This is a genomic window from Bacillus sp. TH13 (assembly GCF_016651175.1).
GTDB classification, from domain to species: domain Bacteria; phylum Bacillota; class Bacilli; order Bacillales; family Bacillaceae_G; genus Bacillus_A; species Bacillus_A thuringiensis_S.
In genome coordinates this window covers 3,555,894-3,576,103 of sequence record NZ_JAEKEJ010000025.1, presented here as the reverse complement: position 1 = coordinate 3,576,103, position 20,210 = coordinate 3,555,894, and the positions used below count along the sequence as shown (strand labels likewise).

The following is a 20,210-nucleotide window of genomic DNA, read 5'->3' as shown; positions in this document are numbered from 1 at the left end:
ACGTATCCTTTACATTTCTATTTAAACAAAAAAAGAAAGAGGATCATCCCCTTTCTTTATTTCGCAAACACTCCTGAAACAATACTCATAATTTTTTGGACAACTTCTTCAATTGATAAAGAAGTCGTATCTAATTCCAATGCATCATCAGCCTTTTTTAGTGGAGAAACTTCGCGTTCTGAATCTAATTTATCACGCTGAGCAATTTCTTCTTTTAGCTGCTCTAAATTAGAATCGAAACCTTTATTTAAATTTTCTAAATGTCTTCTTTCCGCTCTTTCTTCAACAGAAGCAAGCATAAAGATTTTCACTTCAGCATCCGGTAATACATGTGTACCAATATCACGGCCGTCCATTACAACGCCGCCTCTTTTCGCTAAATCTTGCTGACGGCGTACCATTTCTTCACGAACAAGGCGATGCTTTGCTACAATAGATACTCGATTCGTCACATCAGGTGTACGAATTACTTCAGAAACATCTTGTCCATTTAAAAATACAAGCTGTGTATTTTCTCCTTGCTGAAATTCAATATTTACATTCCTTACAACTTCCATTAACTGCTCTTCATTTTCAATATCTACTTTTTGTTCAAGGGCTGCATATGTAAGCGTACGGTACATTGCGCCTGTATCAATATAAACGTAAGAAAGTTCCTTCGCAACAACTTTTGCCACTGTACTTTTCCCAGCAGCTGCTGGACCATCTATAGCAATTGAAATTCGTTTATCCATTGTAACACCTCATTTTTTCACTTATAAAACAAAACGAAAAGCAGGTGTTCACCCTGCTTCTTCTCATTTGCTTCACGTCATTAAATCCTCAATTATTGTAGCATAATCCTTCATAGAAGAAAATGAAAACTACCTATTCACCTGTAAGATTTCCGCTTTGTCTTTTACCATGACACCTTCATAATAAACAATTTTAGATAAATATTTCACTGATGACTTATGTATAAATAACAATTGCACAACAGAAAGACAAATAAATTGTATTATTAATATACGAATAAAAATTCTCTCCATCTTTTCCACCGTAATCGCTCCCTCCTATACTATATTTGCACATCTCGTTTCGTAATTTTATACATCGTACATATAGCAGTTAATTTTATTGTCATTTGCGAGGCATACTTTTATACATTTCCATTGTCGAATTTACTAAAAACATGTTATGTTCTAAATGTATTTTTTTACTTGAAAGGGGTATAAGAATTGAAAAGAATCCTAGTTTTACACACAGGTGGAACAATTGCAATGGAGGAGGATAAAGAAACTGGAGTCGTACAACCAGGTGAAAAAAATCCTCTTTTAAAATTCATTCCTGATTTAGAAGGCGATGTTGATTTAATCGTTGAAGATGTGTTCCATTTACCATCTCCCCATATGACACCGAGCGAAATGTTACAATTACAAGTCATCATTGATGAAAGAGTAAAACAAGACAACATTCATGGCGTAGTCATTACGCATGGTACTGATACATTAGAAGAAACAGCCTATTTCTTAGATTTAACAGTACAAGCAACTATTCCGATCGTTGTGACAGGTGCAATGCGCTCTAGCAATGAATTAGGTGCTGACGGCCTATATAACTTCTTATCAGCTGTAAAAGTTGCTAGTTGTGATGAAGCTGCAGAAAAAGGTGTTTTAGTCGTATTAAATGACGAAATTCATTGCGCTACAAATGTAACGAAAACACATACAAGTAATGTCGCAACATTCCAAAGCCCACAATACGGACCAATTGGAATGGTAACAAAACGCGGCGTTGTCTTCCATCACGCTTTAGTACATCATGAAACATATACGATAAACACAGTGTCTAAAAATGTAGTTGTTCTAAAAGCATATGCTGGCATGGATGATACATTATTAGCAGCAATCGAAAATCTTCCTGTAGACGGTATTGTTATCGAAGCGCTTGGACAAGGTAATCTACCTCCAAGAACACTTCCTAGTCTAGAACGATTATTAAATAAAGGTATTCCTGTCGTATTAGTTTCTCGCTGTTTTAACGGTATCGTTCAAGACGTATATTCGTATGAAGGTGGCGGTAAACACTTAAAAGATATGGGCGTTGTATTCACATACGGCTTAAATGCACAAAAAGCACGTATTAAATTACTTGTCGCATTAGAGAATACAAATTCTCATGAATCCATTCAAAATATGTTTATGCACGAATAAAAAGGAGTTGTCGAGATTTTCTCGACAACTCCTTTTTATTTTTCTCTTGATGCAATGGTTTGCGCAATCGCATCTCCATGAAATCTACCGTTCTCGATAAATATTTCATTTGCATTATTTCCAGCAGCAATGACACCTGCAATGAAAATATTTTCAGCATTCGTTTCCATTCTATCCTCTGTATAAATTGGACGTCCTGTTTCTTCATCAATCTGAACACCCATCTTCGTTAAGAAGCTATGATCAGGATGATAACCAGTCATCGCAAATACAAAATCGTTTTGGATTGTATAAACTTCACCATCAACTGTAAACGTTAATGTATGCTCAGTAATTTCTTTCACATGAGCCCCGAAATGCATTTGAATTGTACCGTTTCGTACTAACGCCTCAAATTCCGGCAAAATCCAAGGCTTTATGCTTGGTGAATACTCACTTCCACGATACAGTACCGTTACACGCGCACCAGCTTTAACAAGTTCTAATGCGGCATCTACACTCGAATTTTTCCCACCTATAACTACTACGTCTCGATCAAAATAAGGATGCCCCTCTTTAAAATAGTGAGCTACTTTCTTCAATCCCTCACCTGGAACATTCATATAATTTGGATTATCATAATATCCAGTTGCTACAACAATATATTTCGCTATATATGTTTCTTTACTTCCGTCACGCTTTGTCGTCTCAACTTGAAAAACTTCTCCATCTTTTTGAACTTTCTCCACTCGCTCAAAAGCATTTACACGTACAGATTTACGTTTTACTACTTCACGATAATACGCAAGCGCTTGATTTCGAACTGGCTTACGATTTTCTGTAATAAAAGCTACATCACCAATTTCTAATTTTTCACTAGAAGAGAAAAATGTTTGATGAGTTGGATAATTATAAATGGCATTTACAATGTTTCCTTTTTCAATTACTAACGGATTTATCCCTACCTTTTGCAACGAAATCGCTGCCGCTAATCCGCACGGACCGCCTCCAATTATAATAACTGTTTCTTTTTGCATACTCGTCCACTCCTAGTCTTCTACCAATACACTATTTATAAAAACAAGAAAAAACCTACTTACAGCAGTAGGCACCTATCTTTATTGTATTCATTTTTCATATATTTGTCATCTAAACGAAACGTACATCCGATAGACATCTGCTAAAAACTGCTGAAATTTAATACCTTGTTTCCCTAATACATTCTCAGGATCAATCTTTCTAGCTGGATCAAGCGTTTTATGTGACACGATATCTTTTTTCGGATTTAAGCCAAAGTTTTGGCATAAATACGCATGATACCATGTAAAACGATTATATGCTTCCCAAAAGTTAACATCACCACCATAACAAAGTTCCACTCCAATGGCCGCCTTATTCGCATCATAGCCGTATAAGTCATTATCCGTCGGCACACCATATCGAACATGATACGCAACTTCATTTATAGGAATAATCTCCAATATTGTTTTATCATCTATAAATGTATGCGCCGAAGCTTTCGGTTGTAATTCATTAAAGTAATCTCGATTTCCTATCGCATTGCTTCCTGGATTCCCCGTATCATGGCTTACAATAAATCTCACTTTAGTCAGAGGAATCCCCGGCCGTGAACTTCCATATCCAATATAGTTGCGCTCTATAGGAAACATCGCCATTGCTACCAACTCCCGCTCTAGAAGATTACCTTACTTCCTTATATATGTATTCGGTAGCAACGTCCTTATCGCATATTTCTTACACGAAGAGAAAATCGAAAATATTTGAAGTGAACACCATAAACAACAAGATACTTACAGCCACTCCATAAAAACCGTAAAACCAAACACAATCTTCTTTCGTATCTAAACCGAAAAATTTATTTACCGATTGTAATAATGTGCCACGCTTGCTTTGTTTGTTTCGTAATACTTCCACTCGCTCTACAACATCTGCTGGCATCATAAATCTTTGGTCTACTGTCATTTTCATCATTTATCTCTCCTTAAAATCATTTCCGTTTTGTTTATCTAAGGAGAGTATAGCACGTTTGTTCGTATAGAACAAGCGTTCTTTTTTTATTTTTATTTTATTTTTCAGCAAGCCAAGTAAAAATTGAGATTACAACGGCAATAATCGGCCCTACTACAACCACACCAAATATCAAAAACAGTAGCCCTTCCCCGAACATTCTAACGGTACCTATTTTTCGAGCTTTCATCGTTCTTGCAAGTTCTCCCTCTAACCTCTTAACCTTTTCTTCTAATTGTTCTACTCGTTCCAGCATTTCATTCTCCATATATAACACCTCATTTAATACTTCAACAAAAAAACGTGATTCCCTCGAAAGGAAATCACGTTTTCTCAAGATATAATATTTTATACCCAACCTCTGAAGCGGCTTGCTTCAGCCATTTTACGAACACCAACCATGTACGCCGCTAAGCGCATGTTCACTTTACGAACTTGTGCTGTTTCATAAATAGAATCAAATGATCTTACCATTACTTTTTCTAAACGTTGTTCTACTTCTTCTTCAGTCCAGTAGTATCCTTGGTTATTTTGTACCCACTCAAAGTAAGATACTGTTACACCACCAGCACTTGCTAACACGTCTGGAACAAGTAAAATTCCGCGATCTGTTAAAATTTTAGTCGCTTCTAATGTTGTTGGACCATTTGCAGCTTCAACAACGATTTTCGCTTTAATATCATTAGCATTTTCTTCTGTAATTTGGTTCTCAATTGCAGCTGGAACTAAAATATCGCAATCAAGTTCTAACAATTCTTTGTTTGAAATTGTATTGTTAAATAGCTTTGTTACTGTACCGAAGCTATCACGACGGTCTAATAAATAATCAATATCTAATCCGTTTGGATCATGTAACGCGCCGTAAGCATCTGAGATTGCAATAACTTTCGCACCTGCATCATGCATAAATTTAGCTAAGAAGCTACCAGCATTACCGAATCCTTGAACAACAACGCGTGCACCCTTAATATCAATGCCACGTTTTTTCGCAGCTTCACGAATACAAATTGTTACACCTTTCGCTGTTGCTGTTTCACGGCCATGTGATCCACCTAATACAAGCGGTTTACCTGTAATAAATCCTGGTGAATTAAATTCATCAATACGGCTATACTCATCCATCATCCATGCCATAATTTGAGAGTTTGTGAATACATCTGGAGCTGGAATATCTTTCGTCGGACCTACGATTTGGCTAATTGCTCGTACATAACCGCGGCTTAATCTTTCTAACTCACGGAATGACATTTCACGTGGATCACAGATAATTCCACCCTTACCTCCACCATATGGTAAATCAACAATACCACATTTTAAACTCATCCAGATTGAAAGTGCTTTCACTTCATTTTCTGTTACATTCGGATGGAAGCGAATTCCACCTTTCGTTGGACCAACAGCATCATTATGTTGTGCACGATATCCTGTAAATATTTTAACAGTCCCGTCATCCATACGAACTGGTATTTTCACTGTCATCATACGAATTGGTTCTTTTAATAATTCATATACTTCGTTTGGATAACCCAATTTTTCTAACGCTTCACTAATAACAATTTGTGTTGAATTCAATAGTTCAAAATGTTGTTCCCTTTGTTGTTGTGTTTTTGTTTGAGTTCCCTTTTCGGCTACCATAGTAAGTAAACCCCCTGTAATTTCACTTGTTTAGTAAACCTTCATTGCCTAGTATACACCCTTAAATTTGGAATGCAATAGAAAACGCTAACAAATATATACAAACTATTTTCTGTTGCAAGCGTTTTCACTATTATTATAGTCCTTTTATTACTTTTAGAAAAGTAAAATACTTAAATATTTAAATATTTTTTATTTTACTCAAACATACTCCCATAAAACTGCATATTTTATTTTAAAAAAGTATGTTGGAGTATTTACAATCATCCCTTCCCTTATCCAAATAAAAACAAAACCTCAGCTATGTTGTATTAGCTGAGGTTTTGTTTTTTCACAAAGTAATTGTGTATTTGTTCTATCGCATTAAAATCCATTAATTCTTTACCGTACTCCATGATGCGATAAATAGTTGCGGTAGACGGATTACCGTATTCCGCTAAAATAGCTATAAAATCCGCCTTTAACAATTGAATTTGTTCCTCTTCTTCCATCCAAAGATAGAAGCGCTTATCCCACGTATATAGCTTTCCGCCAGTTACACCAAGGTTATATAAGCGATTCGACAGGTTAATTATGTCATCTAGCGTAGCAAACTCATATAATATATGCTCACTTTCATCTAGAGTCACTTGCATTTCAATAAACTCGTCACGAAACTCATCATCTGTATCCATTTCTTGATTTTCTTTCGTTACAATTACAACCATCCCTTGTGCTTGTAGAGAAAATACTTCAACTGCAATCGGACCATCTGCTTCAAATCCTAATTCCTTATTTGCTTCTTGCATCATATCACGAAATAATTGCTGTACTTTCGGCGCATTTCTCCATAAATCTTCTTTCGTTAATCCTCGTTCAGATAAATCATCAAATGTTAGAAAAATTTTTATCTTATTGTAATTTAATCGTTCCAGCCTCATCTCATACCCTCCCTACGTAACCAATGCATCTAATTTTTATTATATGAAATAGAAAATAGATGGTTCTTTTCGAACAACTATTCCGACATTTTTAACCATTCATCCCATTCTTCTTTCGTATCACCAATTAAGGTTGTTTCAATGTCCAACTGGTTTAGAACGCCTAACTTTCCGATAAACCCAACAGAAAGAGATTCCCTTTTTTCTTGTAATAAATTTATAAAGTTCATCGTCTTTTTCATTTCTTGTTCGTCAGCAAAAGATACAAATACATATTTCGGCTGTATTTCTTCTACCGCTGACAACATACCATCTTCAGCTAAGCTTGTCCTAATATATATCGCCTCATATCCTTTTAAGCGTAAATACGTTGAAAAAATAAATCCTTGCAATGCATTCTTTTCTAACACAATAACTTTGTGTAAAGAGGAAAACATTGAGGCATTGTGATACACCATTCCTAGACGCGTTTGTAAAAATGATAGTGCATATTGGAATTGCGCCATTGAAATCTCATTATTATTTTTTGACATTAATAAATTGTCTGTCACTCGAAGAACGATACTGGCAACAACCTTTTCTGTTGAATATATACTAAAAGCTTCGTTTAATAATGCAGTAATTGTAATTTCATCAAATTTTAACAAAGCTTGTAGCAAATCGTCCACTAAAACAACTTCTTTATCGAAAGGTATCTCTTTTTGAACTGTACTCTGCAAACGATTCTCTTCTAATAACTGAACTGCTTGTCCAATCATCATACCGGAAGAAACTTTTTCCATTAACCATTTTAAAATTTGAATATGTTCTTCTGTATATAAACGATGCCCAGCTTGATTCCGCTTTGGGGCAATAATTTGATATCGTCTTTCCCATGCACGAAGCGTACTCGGCTGAACTCCAATTATATTCGAAACAGCTTTTATATTATATTTTCCACTAAGAGTTGGCATCATTTCCCTCCGCACAATGTAATGATATGTGTTTGAGCAGGTGCTCGGAAACGAAGTGGTATCAATGTTGTTCCGTACCCATTACTAACAAAGAGAATCGTATTCAAATGGTTATATACGCCACCTTTTAAATATTTTTTAGATGGGAATAATCGGATTTGTCCCCCATGCGTATGTCCACTTAATACAAGTGAAATCTGCTCATTTCCAGACATCTTTTTTATTATATCAGGGTTGTGACTAACTAAGATACGAAAACCATCTTCTTTACAATCCGCCAATGCCAAATCTAGACGATCACGGTGCAATCCAACATCATCTATACCGAGCAAACAAATTTTCTCTCCTAATTCAGACTCAAATACCACTCTTGTATTATCTAAAACTTTTACGTTATTTTCTAATAATAACGCATCTAATTCATGATATTCTATCTCATAATCATTGTTTCCCCACACAAAATATACAGGAGCTATCTCTCTTAACTTTTGAATATTCGCAGAGATTTTTGATAAAGAGACACCTTTCTCTGCTAAATCTCCTCCGATAATTACTAGATCTACTTTTCCTTTTACTTGTTCAATTAACAAATTCGAAATGACTCTTCTATGAATATCAGAAATAAAAAACACATTTACTTTTTGAAAACTTTTCGGAAATTCTTTAAATACTAAAGTATGTTCCAACACCGTATTACGCGTCGCTTCTTTATACATCACAAGAAGTAATAAAATCCCCATGCCTATGAGAGTACTGAATAATATAATCCATATCATATTTTTTACTCCCCTCCTCATAAAGATAATCCTAGGCTTTTATAACAAATTGTGATCGCTTAATTCACTAGCTCTCTTGCTTTGTGGATTTATCTTTTATCGGAATTTTTAATTCTTGCCCTGCACTCACTTCATCTTCTTGCAAGTTATTATACTTTTTAATGACTTCAATCCCATTTTCATCCGAAAAATATTGCTTCGCTATACTTTCTAAAGTTTCTCCCTCTTTCACAGTATGCGTTATCGCTTTTTCAGACTGTTTCTGCGAATCAGATTTAGCTGAATCAAAGAAGATTACTTCAAACGCACTTTTCCCGGCATTATTACTATCGCCCTTCACCTGAATATATTTATCCGTATACCACAAAATACTAATTGGCAGCAGAATGAATAGAAATGTTAAAACCCGGACGAAAATGTGATTTATTTTAAACTTTTGTTTTTTCTCTTTATTTCTATGAATTTCACTACGCGGCGGTAAACTTTCTTTTTCTTCCACTCGCTCAACTTCTAATTCCTCTTCAAAATCAGGAATTCGTTTCCTCATGTTGTTCACCACCACCTTCCATTTATTTTCTTAATTGGAGTCCCATTATAAAATCAACAAGAAAGTGTGCAAAGATTGTTATAAACAAATTCCCTGTCCATTCAAATACATAACCAAAGACAAAACTAATGAAACAGACGAAACAAAACAAAAATGGCTTTGTTATATAACGAATATGTAACACTGCAAATACTAAACTCGCAATTACAATTCCAAAATGAGTCTGCACTACACCTCTAAATAAAAATTCTTCTGCAAAACCGATTACGAACGTAATAACGAGTAAATGGAGAACCGACATTCCTCGAAACATCTTATCGTTAATACCACCATCATCAAACCAAGACTCTGGAAACACTCGCATTGCAACATAATCTAATAACACAATACCAATCGCTAACAAACCACCTATAATAAGTATAGATACTGGTTCCCATTTCCATAAATTAAACACTTCTTTTACATCTTGAAATAATATATATGCTAGTAAACAGCCAATACCGATAATAATTAACTGTGTTATATATAGATTCAGCCTTATTTCCTGCGGACTCATATCTTCAACATTATACCTTTGAATGTTCATCATTCCTCCATCTTTTCTAGGCCGAAAAGCTTTTGTAACTCTGTTTCCCAATTATAGTCGAAATCCGATTGTTGCGCTCGTCTTTTTTTATAATCTTCTTTTGTAATACCGCAATAATCGCAGCAATTATTTAACTCTTTCTCTTTCCTATAACCGAACTGTTGCAGCACATATTCACGTCTACATCCTTTAACTCGTATCCATGACTTCATATTTTCTAGTTCACTATATTTATTACGCAACCTTATTTCTACTTCAGCTATTAATCGGTTCATAATTTCATCTGACAAACCCTCTAATAATAATCTTCGTTGTTGTATAATTCCAACCTGTTCGAGATGATAACGAACGAAACGCCAATATTGCTCATTAAATCTTGCTGCATTATAACAAATTTCTTCTACATCTTCTATTGGTAATTCTTTCGTTTGGAACATTCTTTCTTGTAGTAAAGAAAATAAAAATTGTATTTGCGACTTACTTGGCAATTCATCCTCAATGATTGAAATTGGTAGATCATGATCCAACGGACTACACAATAAAATAGCTATACTCGGTTCGCCATCTCTTCCAGCTCTTCCGATTTCTTGTAAGTAAGAAGCTATATTAGTTGGATAATGAAAATGAATAATATATTGCGTATTCGCCTTATTTACCCCCATACCAAATGCACTTGTACATATTACAAGCTGCAATTGATCGTTCATAAACTGCTGTTGAATTAACATACGCTCTTCATGTTCCATACCACCATGATAAAAAGCTACACCAGTAACACCTTTCCCTCTCAAGTATTCCGTTAACCTTTCTGTCCACGCTCTACTTGAACAATATACAATCCCCGGCCCTTGTAAATACATCACCTGCTCCAAAAGCGCCTCTTTCTTTTCTTCTATCGTCTCTACAAATTGCACCTCCATTGCAATATTAGGACGGTCAATAGAGTATACATGTTCCGCGGCACCCTTTAAATTTAAACTGTCTGCGATATCTTGCAGTACCCCTTTTGTCGCTGTGGCTGTCAATGCTAACACTGTAGGAGAACCAATATTTTCAATAACTACATTTAGTTTCTTATAGTCCGGTCTAAAATCATAACCCCATTGAGAAATACAATGAGCCTCATCAACAACAAATAATGAAATATGAATTTTCTTCAATTCCCTAATTAATAACTCCGACTGTAACATCTCTGGTGAAACAAAAATAAATTTATATGAAGATAATTTTTTCATCGCTTCTCTTTTTTCATTTAATGTCCGAAAACTATTAAATGCTATCACTCGGTTTTTCACAACATACTTTAATTGTGTCACTTGATCTTCCATTAAAGATAATAACGGTGATACAACAAGCACTGTTCCTTCTCGCATAAGCCCCGGAAACTGATAGCACATAGACTTTCCTCTTCCAGTCGGAAGCATTGCTATCACATCTTTTCCTTCTAATAAATCTGTAATAACTCCTTTTTGACCTGGACGAAATTCAGAATATCCAAACCACTTATATAAATATTCTTCAAGTTTCATTTACACCCTCCATCCGCGCTAATACAAGACGAACTTCAAAATAAGAGATATCTTCTCCAATCGCTTGTTTCAAAACACGTAACTTCCGCGTTTGCAATGCTTCAATTACTTTTATTACTTTGTCTATCTTTTCTTTTTCCATAAACATTTCAATAGAAAAATCTTTTTCTCGCAAAGCAATTTCAACAAAATGATCTTCTATCGTTGCAACCTTCAAATTCCGAATCGTTGCTATTTCTTCTAAAGAACGCCCTTGTCTCCAAAAATTATATGTTTTTTTCGTAGATAAACTAAATAATTCAGCTCTCTCATTTGGATAAGATATAATTTCAGCTAATAGTGGAAATTCATTTTCTTTATCACGAACTTCTTGTATAAAGAAATGCATTGTACCCCAAAATAAAAAATACACCCTGAACATATCTTGTTTCGTAATTTCTGCTAATTGTTGCAATGTACAACCAATCCGTTCATAACCCGTTAGTCGATATGTTACAATCGTCGCTTCTATCGCATTACTTTTTTCTAAAAGATTATGTACTTCCGTCCACAATTTTCTCGCCAATTCACTTCTCTTATATGGCCTTCCTGTTAGAAAACGTTTCACCCACATCATTATTTCTGTATCTTGTTGAATCGGGATAAACTTCGTATTATTCTGTTGTAAATTTGATATAGTTTGAATAATCAATGATAATCTTTTCCAAAATGTTTCACCTAATTCTCCATAATGTAAACCATGCAAATGCGCTGGAAAAGCATAAACTTCCTCCCATTTATGTAACTGCGTTTTACCCTTAGGTGTTAACACATATGTATTTTCATGTATTTCTTGAATAAAATCTGCTTGCAACAACTTTACAACTTCACCATCATAGTCATTTCTATTTAATGATTTATATATTCCGAACAAAAAAGAAATTCTAAACATATTTCCATCTTGTAAAGTTTGCGAAGAACGTTTGCCCTTTAGTAAATAATAAATAGATGAAACGGTTCTTTCACCATTCAATTGTTTTAAACAATGCAACAAAGTATATTGTATTTGCATGACCGCTTCCACCTTCCAATCTTAACTTCATTCTTTTCAGTACAATTACACTATCTACTGTCGCTCATTAAACTTATCATAATAAGAACTATATACTTGTATATATTCTATTGTATCAAACGAAATCATATTTACGTATTTTGAAAATCTTATGACATAATTCAAAAATAAGTTGACACTCTAATTGATAAGCATTATCATTATAATTTTATGTTGAAAAGTTTTACAAACCGTTTTACAATAAGGTTATAATTTTTATGGCAAGCTTTTCACATACATATTATCAGGAGGGAAAAAAGATGGCAAAATATACAATCGTTGATAAAGATACTTGTATTGCATGTGGTGCTTGTGGCGCTGCTGCACCAGACATTTATGACTATGATGATGAAGGTATTGCATTTGTAACATTAGACGATAACCAAGGTATCGTTGAAATTCCAGATGTATTAATTGAAGATATGATGGATGCATTCGAAGGCTGTCCAACTGACTCAATTAAAGTTGCTGACGAATCATTCGACGGAGACGCTTTAAAATTCGAATAGTCTTTTATTAACTTCAAAAAATGCCCCTCATATTGATGAGGGGCATTTTTTGTATCTAAATTTTATTTTTCTTAATAAAAAACCATTAGTAGTTCCACACTACTAATGGTTTATATATATTATGCATTTTTCATTTTTGCAAACACCCATACTTTCAGGCGTGAGAATAATGCTACAAATACAATTGTTACAACAATTCCTTTAATTAAATTAAATGGTAAGATTGCCGTTACAACCGTTGTTCTTATAGCTTCGCTAGACATAGCCGGTGAATTTAAAAACCAAGTGTACGCCGGGAATATGATGATGTAGTTTAATACACTCATAATAAGTGCCATTGTAATTGTCCCTAGCATTAACCCTGTCGTTAAACTCTTCACAGTACGATACTTTCTAAATAAGAAAGCTGCTGGTCCAATAAATAAACACCCTGCAATAAAGTTTGCAATTTCTCCAACTGGTACTCCCGTTAAACTTCCTTGAATCCCGTAATGTAAAATGTTCTTTATTGCCTCTACAATCACTCCTGCTACTGGTCCAAAGATAATTGCTGCAATTAGAGCTGGTACATCACTAAAATCAATTTTCAAAAATGGCGGAAGCCCTGGGAACGGGAAATCTAACATCATTAGTAAATATGCAATACTACTTAGCATCGCTACACTCACCATCTGCACCACACTGTTTTTTTGTTTCATCTTTCTCTCTCCTTTTCCATCGATCATCTCATGGAAAGTGGAAAGGTTCTGCTATGCCTATTTTTTCATAGAACGAAAAAACCCTTTGTGTTTTACACAAAGGGAGAATTTAAGGCACATCAAACAGACGTTCAAATCCATATCTTTTTTGAACGCTTGAACCTCCATCTTCTCCCATCCAGACTGTACTGTCGGCTTTGGAATCACACCAAATCCTGCCTTAACGGCTCGCGGGCTTAGAACAAAATCATAAATAGTTCATCACCGCCGGTCGGGATTTTCACCCTGCCCCGAAGATAGACCGATATTCTATTTTCCCCCTCATTATACAACAACCTCATAACATTGTGAACAAAAAAATTGTAACTTATTTAAAATTAGTTGTTTATTTTTCGTAACAATAAATAAATTGCGAGATATTTTACAATACAATCCATATTTTTTATTATTCGGCATTTCTCTTTTGAATTACCTAGTCATATATAATTAAAAGTGATAAGATATTGAATTGTTAAGATAAGAACATTTTCTGAGTTATGGAGGAAATGTCATGAAAAAAGAAAAGAGACATTCTATTCGAGAAGCAATGAAAAAAAACTTAAGAAAAGAATACTTTTACTTAAAAAAAGAATTACTTTTCTACTGCCCAATTGATTTAGGCACATTCTCAAACGAGACATACTATGCTACTTTCGATGAAGATGGCATCAGTATTTATCAGTATGATAAAAAAACAGAAAGTAAATTAAAATTGTGTGAGCGTCATCCGTGGAAGAGTTGGAGTAAAGTGAAGATTGATCACTATTTGACAACTTCTCAATTTATTTTTCAGGGTGAGCGAAATTGGATCTTATCCCTTTTTCAAAAAGGAAAAGAAGCTCAAAGAATTATTGAAGAGCATACATCTTTACAAACAGAAGTTGTTTCCCGCTCTTTCTTAAAAAAACTTCCTGGTTTTCGTTCTAATACACCACTGAATAAATACATCGGTAGCATTTGTTACACTGCACTTATTGCATTTTTATTAAAATGGATGATTCCATTTCAAGCACCACAAATCGCCCTGTATTCTATTTCGATTGGTTGTATGCTTCTTGGCCTACTTTGTTTGACAATCGGTTTAATCGAACCGACTATCGTACTGTTTCGAACAAAAGAGAAAACAAGAACAAAAGTTTTTTACTTATATAGCTATTTAGCTATTTCTGGATTTATATGTGTCTTTATTTTTTGGTAAAAGAAAACCGTCCCAAAATAAATTTTGGGACGGTTTTCTTTTAGATATAAATACTCTAATTCACTCAATACTTCTAGCAGAAGCGCCCATATAATTTCATTTACATTGAACCTTATTTAAGATTATTCAAAGTTTAATTTTTGAGACGTTGCCTTTACTTAACATATAATTGTTGATTAGGATAAATTAGCTCTTGCCGCAATCCATTTTTTTCTTTAATTTCCTTAAGTGTCATACTAAATTTCCGTGCAATACTAACTAAAGTATCCCCTTTTTGTACGACATATAATGATGAAGAAACAACTTCATTTCTTTGTTCACTTAAAACAAGCAATGGGTTCATCGCATTCTTTTTCGCCATCGTCCATCTTCCTTGATGAAGTTCTAGATGTAAGTGTGCACCTCGCGATTCTCCCGTGTTCCCTACTTCTCCAATTTTTTCACCTTTTGAAATATAATCTCCTTGACCCACATATCTCTTATTTAAATGTGCATATACAGCCTCATATTCTCCGTGTTTAATAAATACAACATTTCCATAACTACTTGAATAATAAGACTTTGTTACCTTACCATCTTGGATAGCTGCCACAGGCGTTCCAATCGGTGCAGCTACATCAATACCATAGTGTTTTCCATGCCTTGTCCCAAAATAATCACTTATCTGACCTTCAACAGGCCATGTCCATCGATTTTCTTCTGCATAAACATGTAATTGAGATACAAACAGTATACTCAATAACATGACTCCGCATTTTAAAACTTTCATATACATCCTCCGTTTTCTAATTACCACCATACCTTCTCTATTTTGGTATATTACAGAAAAAAGTATACAAAAAAAGAAAGTGAATTACTCCACTTCCTTCTCTTTCTTATCACGAAAAACTAATGCACTACGGTTATACTCCACATCTTTCACTTGTAATCGTGCATTTATTACTCTAGCTATCGCAAACAAATAATCAGATAATCTATTTACATACTTTAAGACAACTTCATTTATTCTCACTTCTTTTTGCAATGATACTATAGAGCGTTCCGCTCTCCTTACAACAGTACGTGCAATATGAATAGTAGCCGCCGCCTCGCTACCACCTGGCAAAATAAAGCGTTCTAATGGCGGGGCTTCTTCTATATATAAATCAATCTTTCTTTCTAAGCTTTCAACCATCTCAATTGTCACTTTATAAGGAATTTTTTGTTCCACTATTGCCAAGTCTCCTCCGCAATCAAATAGTTCATGTTGAATATTTTCGAGCTCATTGTAAATATTTCTAAAAGCCCCGCTTTGAAGCTTAGTCATTGCATATCCAATATAAGAATTTGCCTCGTCTATTGTTCCATACGCTTCCACACGGATATCGTCTTTATCAACCCTACCACCTATTACACTTGTCGTTCCTTTATCTCCTGTTTTTGTATATAATTTCATTTCTTCACAGCACCTCTCTTGTTATTCTTAATTCGACCAAGATAGAAAAAAGTTCTACTATTCTTTATTTAATTGAGTTTACAAAAAAATAAAAAACAGTAGAACTTTATTCATTATCAACTTTAAAAACACATATCTAAATTATACGATTCGGTAAATATACAGAGAATATAGTTCCTTCTCCAACAACACTTGAAACAGAAATTTTACCATCATGACCTTGAACAATATTTTTCGCAATCGCAAGCCCGAGTCCTGTTCCACCCTTTTTACCACGTGTTCTTGCTTTATCAGCTTTATAGAAACGATCAAATAAAAATGGAATATCCTCTTCTGGAATACCTGCACCCGAATCTTGTACTTCAAAAATGAGGCCATTATTTTTCGTATCAATTACAAGCGTTACATGTCCACCCGCATTCGTATGACGAATTGCGTTATCAATCAAGTTCGTCAACACTTGTTCCATCCGATCTGCATCAAACGCATATTCTTCGATCGGATTTCGGAAATCAACTGTTAGTTCAACTTCTTTATCCTTTGCGATCCCTTGGAATTTACGACCAATTTTTTCAACAAACGGATGTATGTCCACTTCACCAATATGTAACTCTACATGACCGCTTTCCATACGAGCTAAATCTAACAATTCATTTACAAGTTTACCTAAACGAACAGATTCATCATAAATAATTTGAACAAACTCATCAATTTCCTCTTTCGTTTGCACAATATCATCTAAAATCGCTTCACTATACCCTTGCAGCATTACCATTGGTGTACGAAGTTCATGCGATACATTCGCAATAAAGTCTTGACGCATCTTTTCAAGACGACGTTCTTCCGTCATATCTCGCAGTACTGCTACAGCTCCTCGAATTTTCGTTTGATTGTAGAGCGGCGTCATAAGAACTACATAGTTCCCTTTTTGTAAATTAATTTCAACAACTTGTTGTTGTTCGCTTTCTACAACGAGATGGAATAGTTCCACAAGTTCAGAAGGTAGTTTTTTACTTAACTCTATCTCTTTTTCTTCTTGCCAAACTTGTAAGAAATGTTCGGCCGGCGGATTGATTACTACAACTTCACCTTCTTGATTTAACGTAATAACCCCATCTGCCATACTACTCAAAATACTTGCTAACTGCTCTTTTTCTTGCTGCAAGGCGTTCATATTGAACTTCAACTGTTTTCCCATTTGATTTAAGGCCGTTGCAAGCTCACCAATCTCATCCTGAGATACCATAGGAGCCTTTGCATCAAACTTCCCACGTGACACTTCAAAAGCAACCTCACGCATTTTACGAAGCGGCGCTGTAATCCGAGTAGATAAGAAGAACGCAAAGAAAGTTGTTAATATAATCGCAATCCCAGCCGATAAGAAAATAAAATCAGTCGTTCTTTCCATACCTTGTATCGGCACTTGTAATGATTCATATACGAACACTGCACTTTGATTTTTTGATTGCACTGGTTTTCCGACGATCATAATATCATTTTCGGTGTTTTTATTCTTCCTACTATTAGACGCTTTTCTAACGTTATTTTTAATTTCTTTTTTGTCCGTAAAAACAGCAGCTAATTCTTTATCTTCTTTTAAATCATCCATTGTAAGAGTGACTAGCCCTTCTTGTTTCGGTGAAGAAGAGATTTCCTTACCATCTTCTACAATAATAATCCTTGAAAGTGGATCAGAGAATTTGTACGCGATATTCTCAATCGTTTTTACATCGGCACCTTCTTCAATTAACTCCGAAACACTTGTTGCGACTTTTTGAAGCCTAGCTTCACTCATATCAACATAATACGTTCTAAAAAACTGTGAAAGTAAAATCGCAACAAATCCAAGAACAAACGAAACGAGAAGTAATATGGTCATCCATAACTTCCCTACTACACTTCTCCAAAGCATCAGTCGTTCACAACCTCAAATTTGTAACCCACACCCCAAACAGTAACAATCATTTTCGCTGCATCTGGTGATTTTTTGCTTAACTTCTCACGTAAACGCTTTACATGTGTATCAACTGTACGTAAATCTCCGAAGAATTCATATTGCCATACTTCTTTTAACAGTTGCTCACGATCGAATACTTTATCAGGAGCTTTCGCTAAAAATAATAGTAACTCATATTCTTTCGGCGTTAAGTTTACTTCATTACCATCTGCAGTAACACGGTGTGCATCGTTATCAATTGTTAAGTGCGGGAATACAGTAACATCTTTTGTCGTTGTATCTTGTGTAAAAAATGTTGTTGGTACAGCACGACGTAATACCGCTTTCACACGTAGCACGACCTCACGTGGACTAAATGGCTTTACAATATAATCATCTGTTCCAACTTCAAATCCTTGTACTCTATTTACTTCTTCACCTTTTGCTGTCAGCATAATAATTGGTGTCGCTTTCTTCTCACGAACCCCTTTACATACTTCAATGCCATCTTTACCAGGCATCATAAGATCTAATAAGATTAAATCGTAATCATTTTGCAACGCCATTTCTAAAGCTGTATCACCATTATCTGCTTCTTCAATTGTGTATTGTTCTCTTTCTAAGTACATTTTCAATAAACGACGAATACGATCCTCATCATCTACAATTAAAATTCTTGATTCATTTTCCATCTCTACCCGCTGCGTACTCTCACCTCAGCGGTTCACACCTACCCTTCTTTACTATTATGTTGCGCTATTCTCGTTTATTTAAGCAATCTTCTAAATGTTTCACTTCCCATATTATGCTTCACAAGAATAATAAATTTTGTTCAATTTTTTTCCAAAACTATGTATTTTTTTTGAACAGTATATAATGTCCTCGACATCATTTTACAAAATCAAGCGCTACTTTGTCATGTTTTTCTCAAAAAAGAAGAAAAGTTGACAAAAATAAAATAGGAAAGTGACATGCACTCTCCTATTTTATTTCTCTATGCATATGAATGTAAACCGGCAATAATTAAGTTTACTACAATAAAGTTAAACATAATAATTGCAAAACCAATTACTGCAAGCCAAGCTGATTTCTCTCCATGCCACCCTTTAGATAATCGTAAATGTAGTACTGCAGCATAAAAGAGCCACGTTATAAGTGCCCAAACCTCTTTCGGATCCCAGCCCCAAAAACGCGTCCACGCTATTTGAGCCCAAATCATTGCAAAAATTAACGCTCCTAATGTGAAAACTGGGAATCCAATTGCAATAGATCGATATCCGATTTCATCTAGTAAATCACTATTCGTATTCTTTACTAACGGCTGAAGTGCCGCCGATACTCGCTTCCGTAAAACAAGCCTTAATACAATATAAAGTAATGTTCCAACTAACACTGACCAAATAACAGTATTTAATTTTTTCGCATTTACAATTGCTGGAACTTCAACTGCCGGTTCTAATTTATTTTCTGTCTGTAACTTCCCTTCATGCGGTCCTACTAAAGCTGGAAGATTGTACTTCATTTCCAGTTGTTGTTCATTTTTATCAACCCATTGAAACTTCGCTTCATATTTCATACTAGAAAATACCGTTGTTACTCCAATAAATCCAACTGTACAAACAAGTGTAAATACTACCGTCTCTAGCCAAAATGTCCGTTTACTTCTCGTTGATTGATCTACATTTTTTAATAAATACATCACGCCCGTAATAAAACTAATCGCTAAAATTGCTTGTCCTGCTGCTGCAGTCGTCACGTGAATATGTAACCAATTACTTTTTAAAGATGGAATAAGCGGAGATATTTCCCTCGGAAACATACTTGCATAGGCAATTAATAAAAGCGCAACTGGTAATGCAAATAGTCCAATTATACTTACGCGGTACATAAAATACATTACAATAAATGCTCCTACAAGCATCATGCCGAAAAATGTACCGAATTCAAAAAAGTTACTAACTGGCGCATGCCCTGATGCAATCCACCTTGTAACAAAATATACTGTTTGTGCTATAAACCCTAAAATTGTAATTGTTATTCCTACATTTGCCCATTTATGACCCTTTTCTTTAATGGCTCCACCAAAAAATAGAGTCGCAATTAAATATAAAATAAATGCGGTAAAGAGAAAGTTACTACTTATTTGCACCATATCGTTTC

Annotated in this window: 23 protein-coding genes and 1 riboswitch; of the genes, 3 read left to right on the top strand and 20 right to left on the bottom strand. The window is 34.8% G+C overall.

What is annotated here, in order from left to right:
- Window positions 1-56 precede the first annotated feature (56 nt).
- Both cmk and JFU02_RS26980 read right to left on the bottom strand, forming a co-directional pair.
- Window positions 57-734, bottom strand: coding sequence for a (d)CMP kinase (gene cmk, locus JFU02_RS26985; protein ID WP_000361255.1), 678 nt, complete (start codon window positions 732-734; stop codon window positions 57-59).
- Window positions 735-863: 129 nt separating this feature from the next.
- Window positions 864-1,037 carry a YpfB family protein gene (locus JFU02_RS26980; RefSeq protein WP_000413849.1) on the bottom strand — a complete coding sequence of 58 codons (174 nt, stop codon included), beginning with the start codon at window positions 1,035-1,037 and terminating at the stop codon, window positions 864-866.
- 180 nt (window positions 1,038-1,217) lie between these two features.
- Between JFU02_RS26980 and ansA the strand changes: the two genes are divergently transcribed.
- A complete protein-coding gene (gene ansA, locus JFU02_RS26975) occupies window positions 1,218-2,192 on the top strand; it encodes an asparaginase (RefSeq protein ID WP_000822011.1) in 975 nt (324 codons plus the stop codon).
- Between the two features lie 35 nt (window positions 2,193-2,227).
- Here ansA and JFU02_RS26970 read toward each other — a convergent pair whose 3' ends face one another.
- The 12 genes from JFU02_RS26970 to JFU02_RS26915 form a co-directional block, all read right to left on the bottom strand.
- Window positions 2,228-3,208 carry a YpdA family putative bacillithiol disulfide reductase gene (locus tag JFU02_RS26970; RefSeq protein WP_001168516.1) on the bottom strand — a complete coding sequence of 327 codons (981 nt, stop codon included), beginning with the start codon at window positions 3,206-3,208 and terminating at the stop codon, window positions 2,228-2,230.
- A gap of 108 nt (window positions 3,209-3,316) precedes the next feature.
- Window positions 3,317-3,847, bottom strand: a complete 531-nt coding sequence (locus JFU02_RS26965) for a peptidoglycan recognition protein family protein (RefSeq protein WP_001240655.1) — start codon at window positions 3,845-3,847, stop codon at window positions 3,317-3,319.
- 79 nt (window positions 3,848-3,926) lie between these two features.
- Entirely contained in the window at window positions 3,927-4,163 is a 237-nt protein-coding gene (locus tag JFU02_RS26960; protein WP_002083150.1) for a DUF3961 domain-containing protein, read from the bottom strand.
- A 94-nt stretch (window positions 4,164-4,257) separates the two neighbouring features.
- Window positions 4,258-4,467 carry a hypothetical protein gene (locus tag JFU02_RS26955; protein ID WP_086405872.1) on the bottom strand — a complete coding sequence of 70 codons (210 nt, stop codon included), beginning with the start codon at window positions 4,465-4,467 and terminating at the stop codon, window positions 4,258-4,260.
- A gap of 80 nt (window positions 4,468-4,547) precedes the next feature.
- A complete protein-coding gene (gene gudB / locus JFU02_RS26950; RefSeq protein ID WP_000225173.1) occupies window positions 4,548-5,834 on the bottom strand; it encodes an NAD-specific glutamate dehydrogenase in 1,287 nt (428 codons plus the stop codon).
- A 311-nt stretch (window positions 5,835-6,145) separates the two neighbouring features.
- Window positions 6,146-6,754: a genetic competence negative regulator gene (locus tag JFU02_RS26945; RefSeq protein WP_001235399.1), complete on the bottom strand. Its 609-nt coding sequence runs from the start codon at window positions 6,752-6,754 to the stop codon at window positions 6,146-6,148.
- Window positions 6,755-6,831: 77 nt separating this feature from the next.
- Window positions 6,832-7,707 (bottom strand): MerR family transcriptional regulator, encoded by an 876-nt coding sequence (locus tag JFU02_RS26940; RefSeq protein WP_001142722.1) that lies wholly within the window; start codon window positions 7,705-7,707, stop codon window positions 6,832-6,834.
- Window positions 7,707-8,483, bottom strand: coding sequence for a metallophosphoesterase (locus tag JFU02_RS26935; protein WP_000637801.1), 777 nt, complete (start codon window positions 8,481-8,483; stop codon window positions 7,707-7,709). Before JFU02_RS26935 ends, JFU02_RS26940 begins: the two co-directional genes overlap by 1 nt.
- Window positions 8,484-8,550: 67 nt before the next feature.
- Window positions 8,551-9,030, bottom strand: a complete 480-nt coding sequence (locus tag JFU02_RS26930; protein ID WP_001231548.1) for a LysM peptidoglycan-binding domain-containing protein — start codon at window positions 9,028-9,030, stop codon at window positions 8,551-8,553.
- A gap of 22 nt (window positions 9,031-9,052) precedes the next feature.
- On the bottom strand, window positions 9,053-9,616 hold the full coding sequence (locus tag JFU02_RS26925) for a CPBP family intramembrane glutamic endopeptidase (RefSeq protein ID WP_001025791.1): 564 nt from the start codon (window positions 9,614-9,616) through the stop codon (window positions 9,053-9,055).
- A complete protein-coding gene (gene recQ, locus JFU02_RS26920) occupies window positions 9,616-11,145 on the bottom strand; it encodes an ATP-dependent DNA helicase RecQ (RefSeq protein ID WP_061666890.1) in 1,530 nt (509 codons plus the stop codon). Before recQ ends, JFU02_RS26925 begins: the two co-directional genes overlap by 1 nt.
- Window positions 11,135-12,196, bottom strand: a complete 1,062-nt coding sequence (locus JFU02_RS26915; RefSeq protein ID WP_001167015.1) for a YpbB family protein — start codon at window positions 12,194-12,196, stop codon at window positions 11,135-11,137. Before JFU02_RS26915 ends, recQ begins: the two co-directional genes overlap by 11 nt.
- Before the next feature lie 299 nt (window positions 12,197-12,495).
- On the opposite strand from JFU02_RS26915, the gene JFU02_RS26910 reads away from it, so the two are divergent.
- Complete coding sequence (locus tag JFU02_RS26910) at window positions 12,496-12,744, top strand: ferredoxin (RefSeq protein ID WP_001151993.1); 249 nt, start codon at window positions 12,496-12,498, stop codon at window positions 12,742-12,744.
- Window positions 12,745-12,863: 119 nt separating this feature from the next.
- Here the strand turns inward: JFU02_RS26910 and JFU02_RS26905 are convergent, their stop codons facing one another.
- A complete protein-coding gene (locus JFU02_RS26905; protein WP_000810856.1) occupies window positions 12,864-13,442 on the bottom strand; it encodes an ECF transporter S component in 579 nt (192 codons plus the stop codon).
- Window positions 13,443-13,604: 162 nt separating this feature from the next.
- Window positions 13,605-13,744: riboswitch (FMN riboswitch) on the bottom strand.
- A 248-nt stretch (window positions 13,745-13,992) separates the two neighbouring features.
- Between JFU02_RS26905 and JFU02_RS26900 the strand changes: the two genes are divergently transcribed.
- Window positions 13,993-14,679 (top strand): hypothetical protein, encoded by a 687-nt coding sequence (locus JFU02_RS26900; protein ID WP_000711799.1) that lies wholly within the window; start codon window positions 13,993-13,995, stop codon window positions 14,677-14,679.
- 154 nt (window positions 14,680-14,833) lie between these two features.
- On the opposite strand, the gene JFU02_RS26895 is transcribed toward JFU02_RS26900, so the two are convergent.
- The 5 genes from JFU02_RS26895 to resC all read right to left on the bottom strand — a co-directional run bounded on the left by JFU02_RS26895 (window position 14,834) and on the right by resC (window position 20,202).
- Window positions 14,834-15,448, bottom strand: coding sequence for a peptidoglycan DD-metalloendopeptidase family protein (locus JFU02_RS26895; RefSeq protein WP_000866114.1), 615 nt, complete (start codon window positions 15,446-15,448; stop codon window positions 14,834-14,836).
- A gap of 84 nt (window positions 15,449-15,532) precedes the next feature.
- Window positions 15,533-16,114: a cob(I)yrinic acid a,c-diamide adenosyltransferase gene (locus tag JFU02_RS26890; RefSeq protein ID WP_061666891.1), complete on the bottom strand. Its 582-nt coding sequence runs from the start codon at window positions 16,112-16,114 to the stop codon at window positions 15,533-15,535.
- Window positions 16,115-16,250: 136 nt separating this feature from the next.
- Complete coding sequence (gene resE, locus JFU02_RS26885; RefSeq protein WP_000964686.1) at window positions 16,251-18,026, bottom strand: sensor histidine kinase ResE; 1,776 nt, start codon at window positions 18,024-18,026, stop codon at window positions 16,251-16,253.
- The gene (gene resD, locus JFU02_RS26880; protein WP_000426861.1) at window positions 18,026-18,742 is read right to left on the bottom strand and encodes a DNA-binding response regulator ResD; all 717 of its coding nucleotides are present in this window, start codon (window positions 18,740-18,742) and stop codon (window positions 18,026-18,028) included. Before resD ends, resE begins: the two co-directional genes overlap by 1 nt.
- Before the next feature lie 302 nt (window positions 18,743-19,044).
- Window positions 19,045-20,202 (bottom strand): cytochrome c biogenesis protein ResC, encoded by a 1,158-nt coding sequence (gene resC / locus JFU02_RS26875; RefSeq protein WP_000250088.1) that lies wholly within the window; start codon window positions 20,200-20,202, stop codon window positions 19,045-19,047.
- Window positions 20,203-20,210 lie beyond the last annotated feature (8 nt).

Bases quoted from the DNA above. Each gene is read 5' to 3' on its own strand.
- recQ (WP_061666890.1), bottom strand. From the start codon at position 11,145: ATGAAACTTGAAGAATATTTATATAAGTGGTTTGGATATTCTGAATTT.
- JFU02_RS26970 (WP_001168516.1), bottom strand. From the start codon at position 3,208: ATGCAAAAAGAAACAGTTATTATAATTGGAGGCGGTCCGTGCGGATTA.
- JFU02_RS26955 (WP_086405872.1), bottom strand. From the start codon at position 4,467: ATGGAGAATGAAATGCTGGAACGAGTAGAACAATTAGAAGAAAAGGTT.
- JFU02_RS26960 (WP_002083150.1), bottom strand. From the start codon at position 4,163: ATGATGAAAATGACAGTAGACCAAAGATTTATGATGCCAGCAGATGTT.
- JFU02_RS26940 (WP_001142722.1), bottom strand. From the start codon at position 7,707: ATGCCAACTCTTAGTGGAAAATATAATATAAAAGCTGTTTCGAATATA.
- JFU02_RS26895 (WP_000866114.1), bottom strand. From the start codon at position 15,448: ATGAAAGTTTTAAAATGCGGAGTCATGTTATTGAGTATACTGTTTGTA.
- JFU02_RS26935 (WP_000637801.1), bottom strand. From the start codon at position 8,483: ATGATATGGATTATATTATTCAGTACTCTCATAGGCATGGGGATTTTA.
- JFU02_RS26910 (WP_001151993.1), top strand. From the start codon at position 12,496: ATGGCAAAATATACAATCGTTGATAAAGATACTTGTATTGCATGTGGT.
- JFU02_RS26945 (WP_001235399.1), bottom strand. From the start codon at position 6,754: ATGAGGCTGGAACGATTAAATTACAATAAGATAAAAATTTTTCTAACA.
- JFU02_RS26925 (WP_001025791.1), bottom strand. From the start codon at position 9,616: ATGAACATTCAAAGGTATAATGTTGAAGATATGAGTCCGCAGGAAATA.
- JFU02_RS26905 (WP_000810856.1), bottom strand. From the start codon at position 13,442: ATGAAACAAAAAAACAGTGTGGTGCAGATGGTGAGTGTAGCGATGCTA.
- JFU02_RS26915 (WP_001167015.1), bottom strand. From the start codon at position 12,196: ATGCAAATACAATATACTTTGTTGCATTGTTTAAAACAATTGAATGGT.
- resD (WP_000426861.1), bottom strand. From the start codon at position 18,742: ATGGAAAATGAATCAAGAATTTTAATTGTAGATGATGAGGATCGTATT.
- resC (WP_000250088.1), bottom strand. From the start codon at position 20,202: ATGGTGCAAATAAGTAGTAACTTTCTCTTTACCGCATTTATTTTATAT.
- cmk (WP_000361255.1), bottom strand. From the start codon at position 734: ATGGATAAACGAATTTCAATTGCTATAGATGGTCCAGCAGCTGCTGGG.
- JFU02_RS26900 (WP_000711799.1), top strand. From the start codon at position 13,993: ATGAAAAAAGAAAAGAGACATTCTATTCGAGAAGCAATGAAAAAAAAC.
- resE (WP_000964686.1), bottom strand. From the start codon at position 18,026: ATGCTTTGGAGAAGTGTAGTAGGGAAGTTATGGATGACCATATTACTT.
- JFU02_RS26965 (WP_001240655.1), bottom strand. From the start codon at position 3,847: ATGGCGATGTTTCCTATAGAGCGCAACTATATTGGATATGGAAGTTCA.
- JFU02_RS26890 (WP_061666891.1), bottom strand. From the start codon at position 16,114: ATGAAATTATATACAAAAACAGGAGATAAAGGAACGACAAGTGTAATA.
- JFU02_RS26930 (WP_001231548.1), bottom strand. From the start codon at position 9,030: ATGAGGAAACGAATTCCTGATTTTGAAGAGGAATTAGAAGTTGAGCGA.
- gudB (WP_000225173.1), bottom strand. From the start codon at position 5,834: ATGGTAGCCGAAAAGGGAACTCAAACAAAAACACAACAACAAAGGGAA.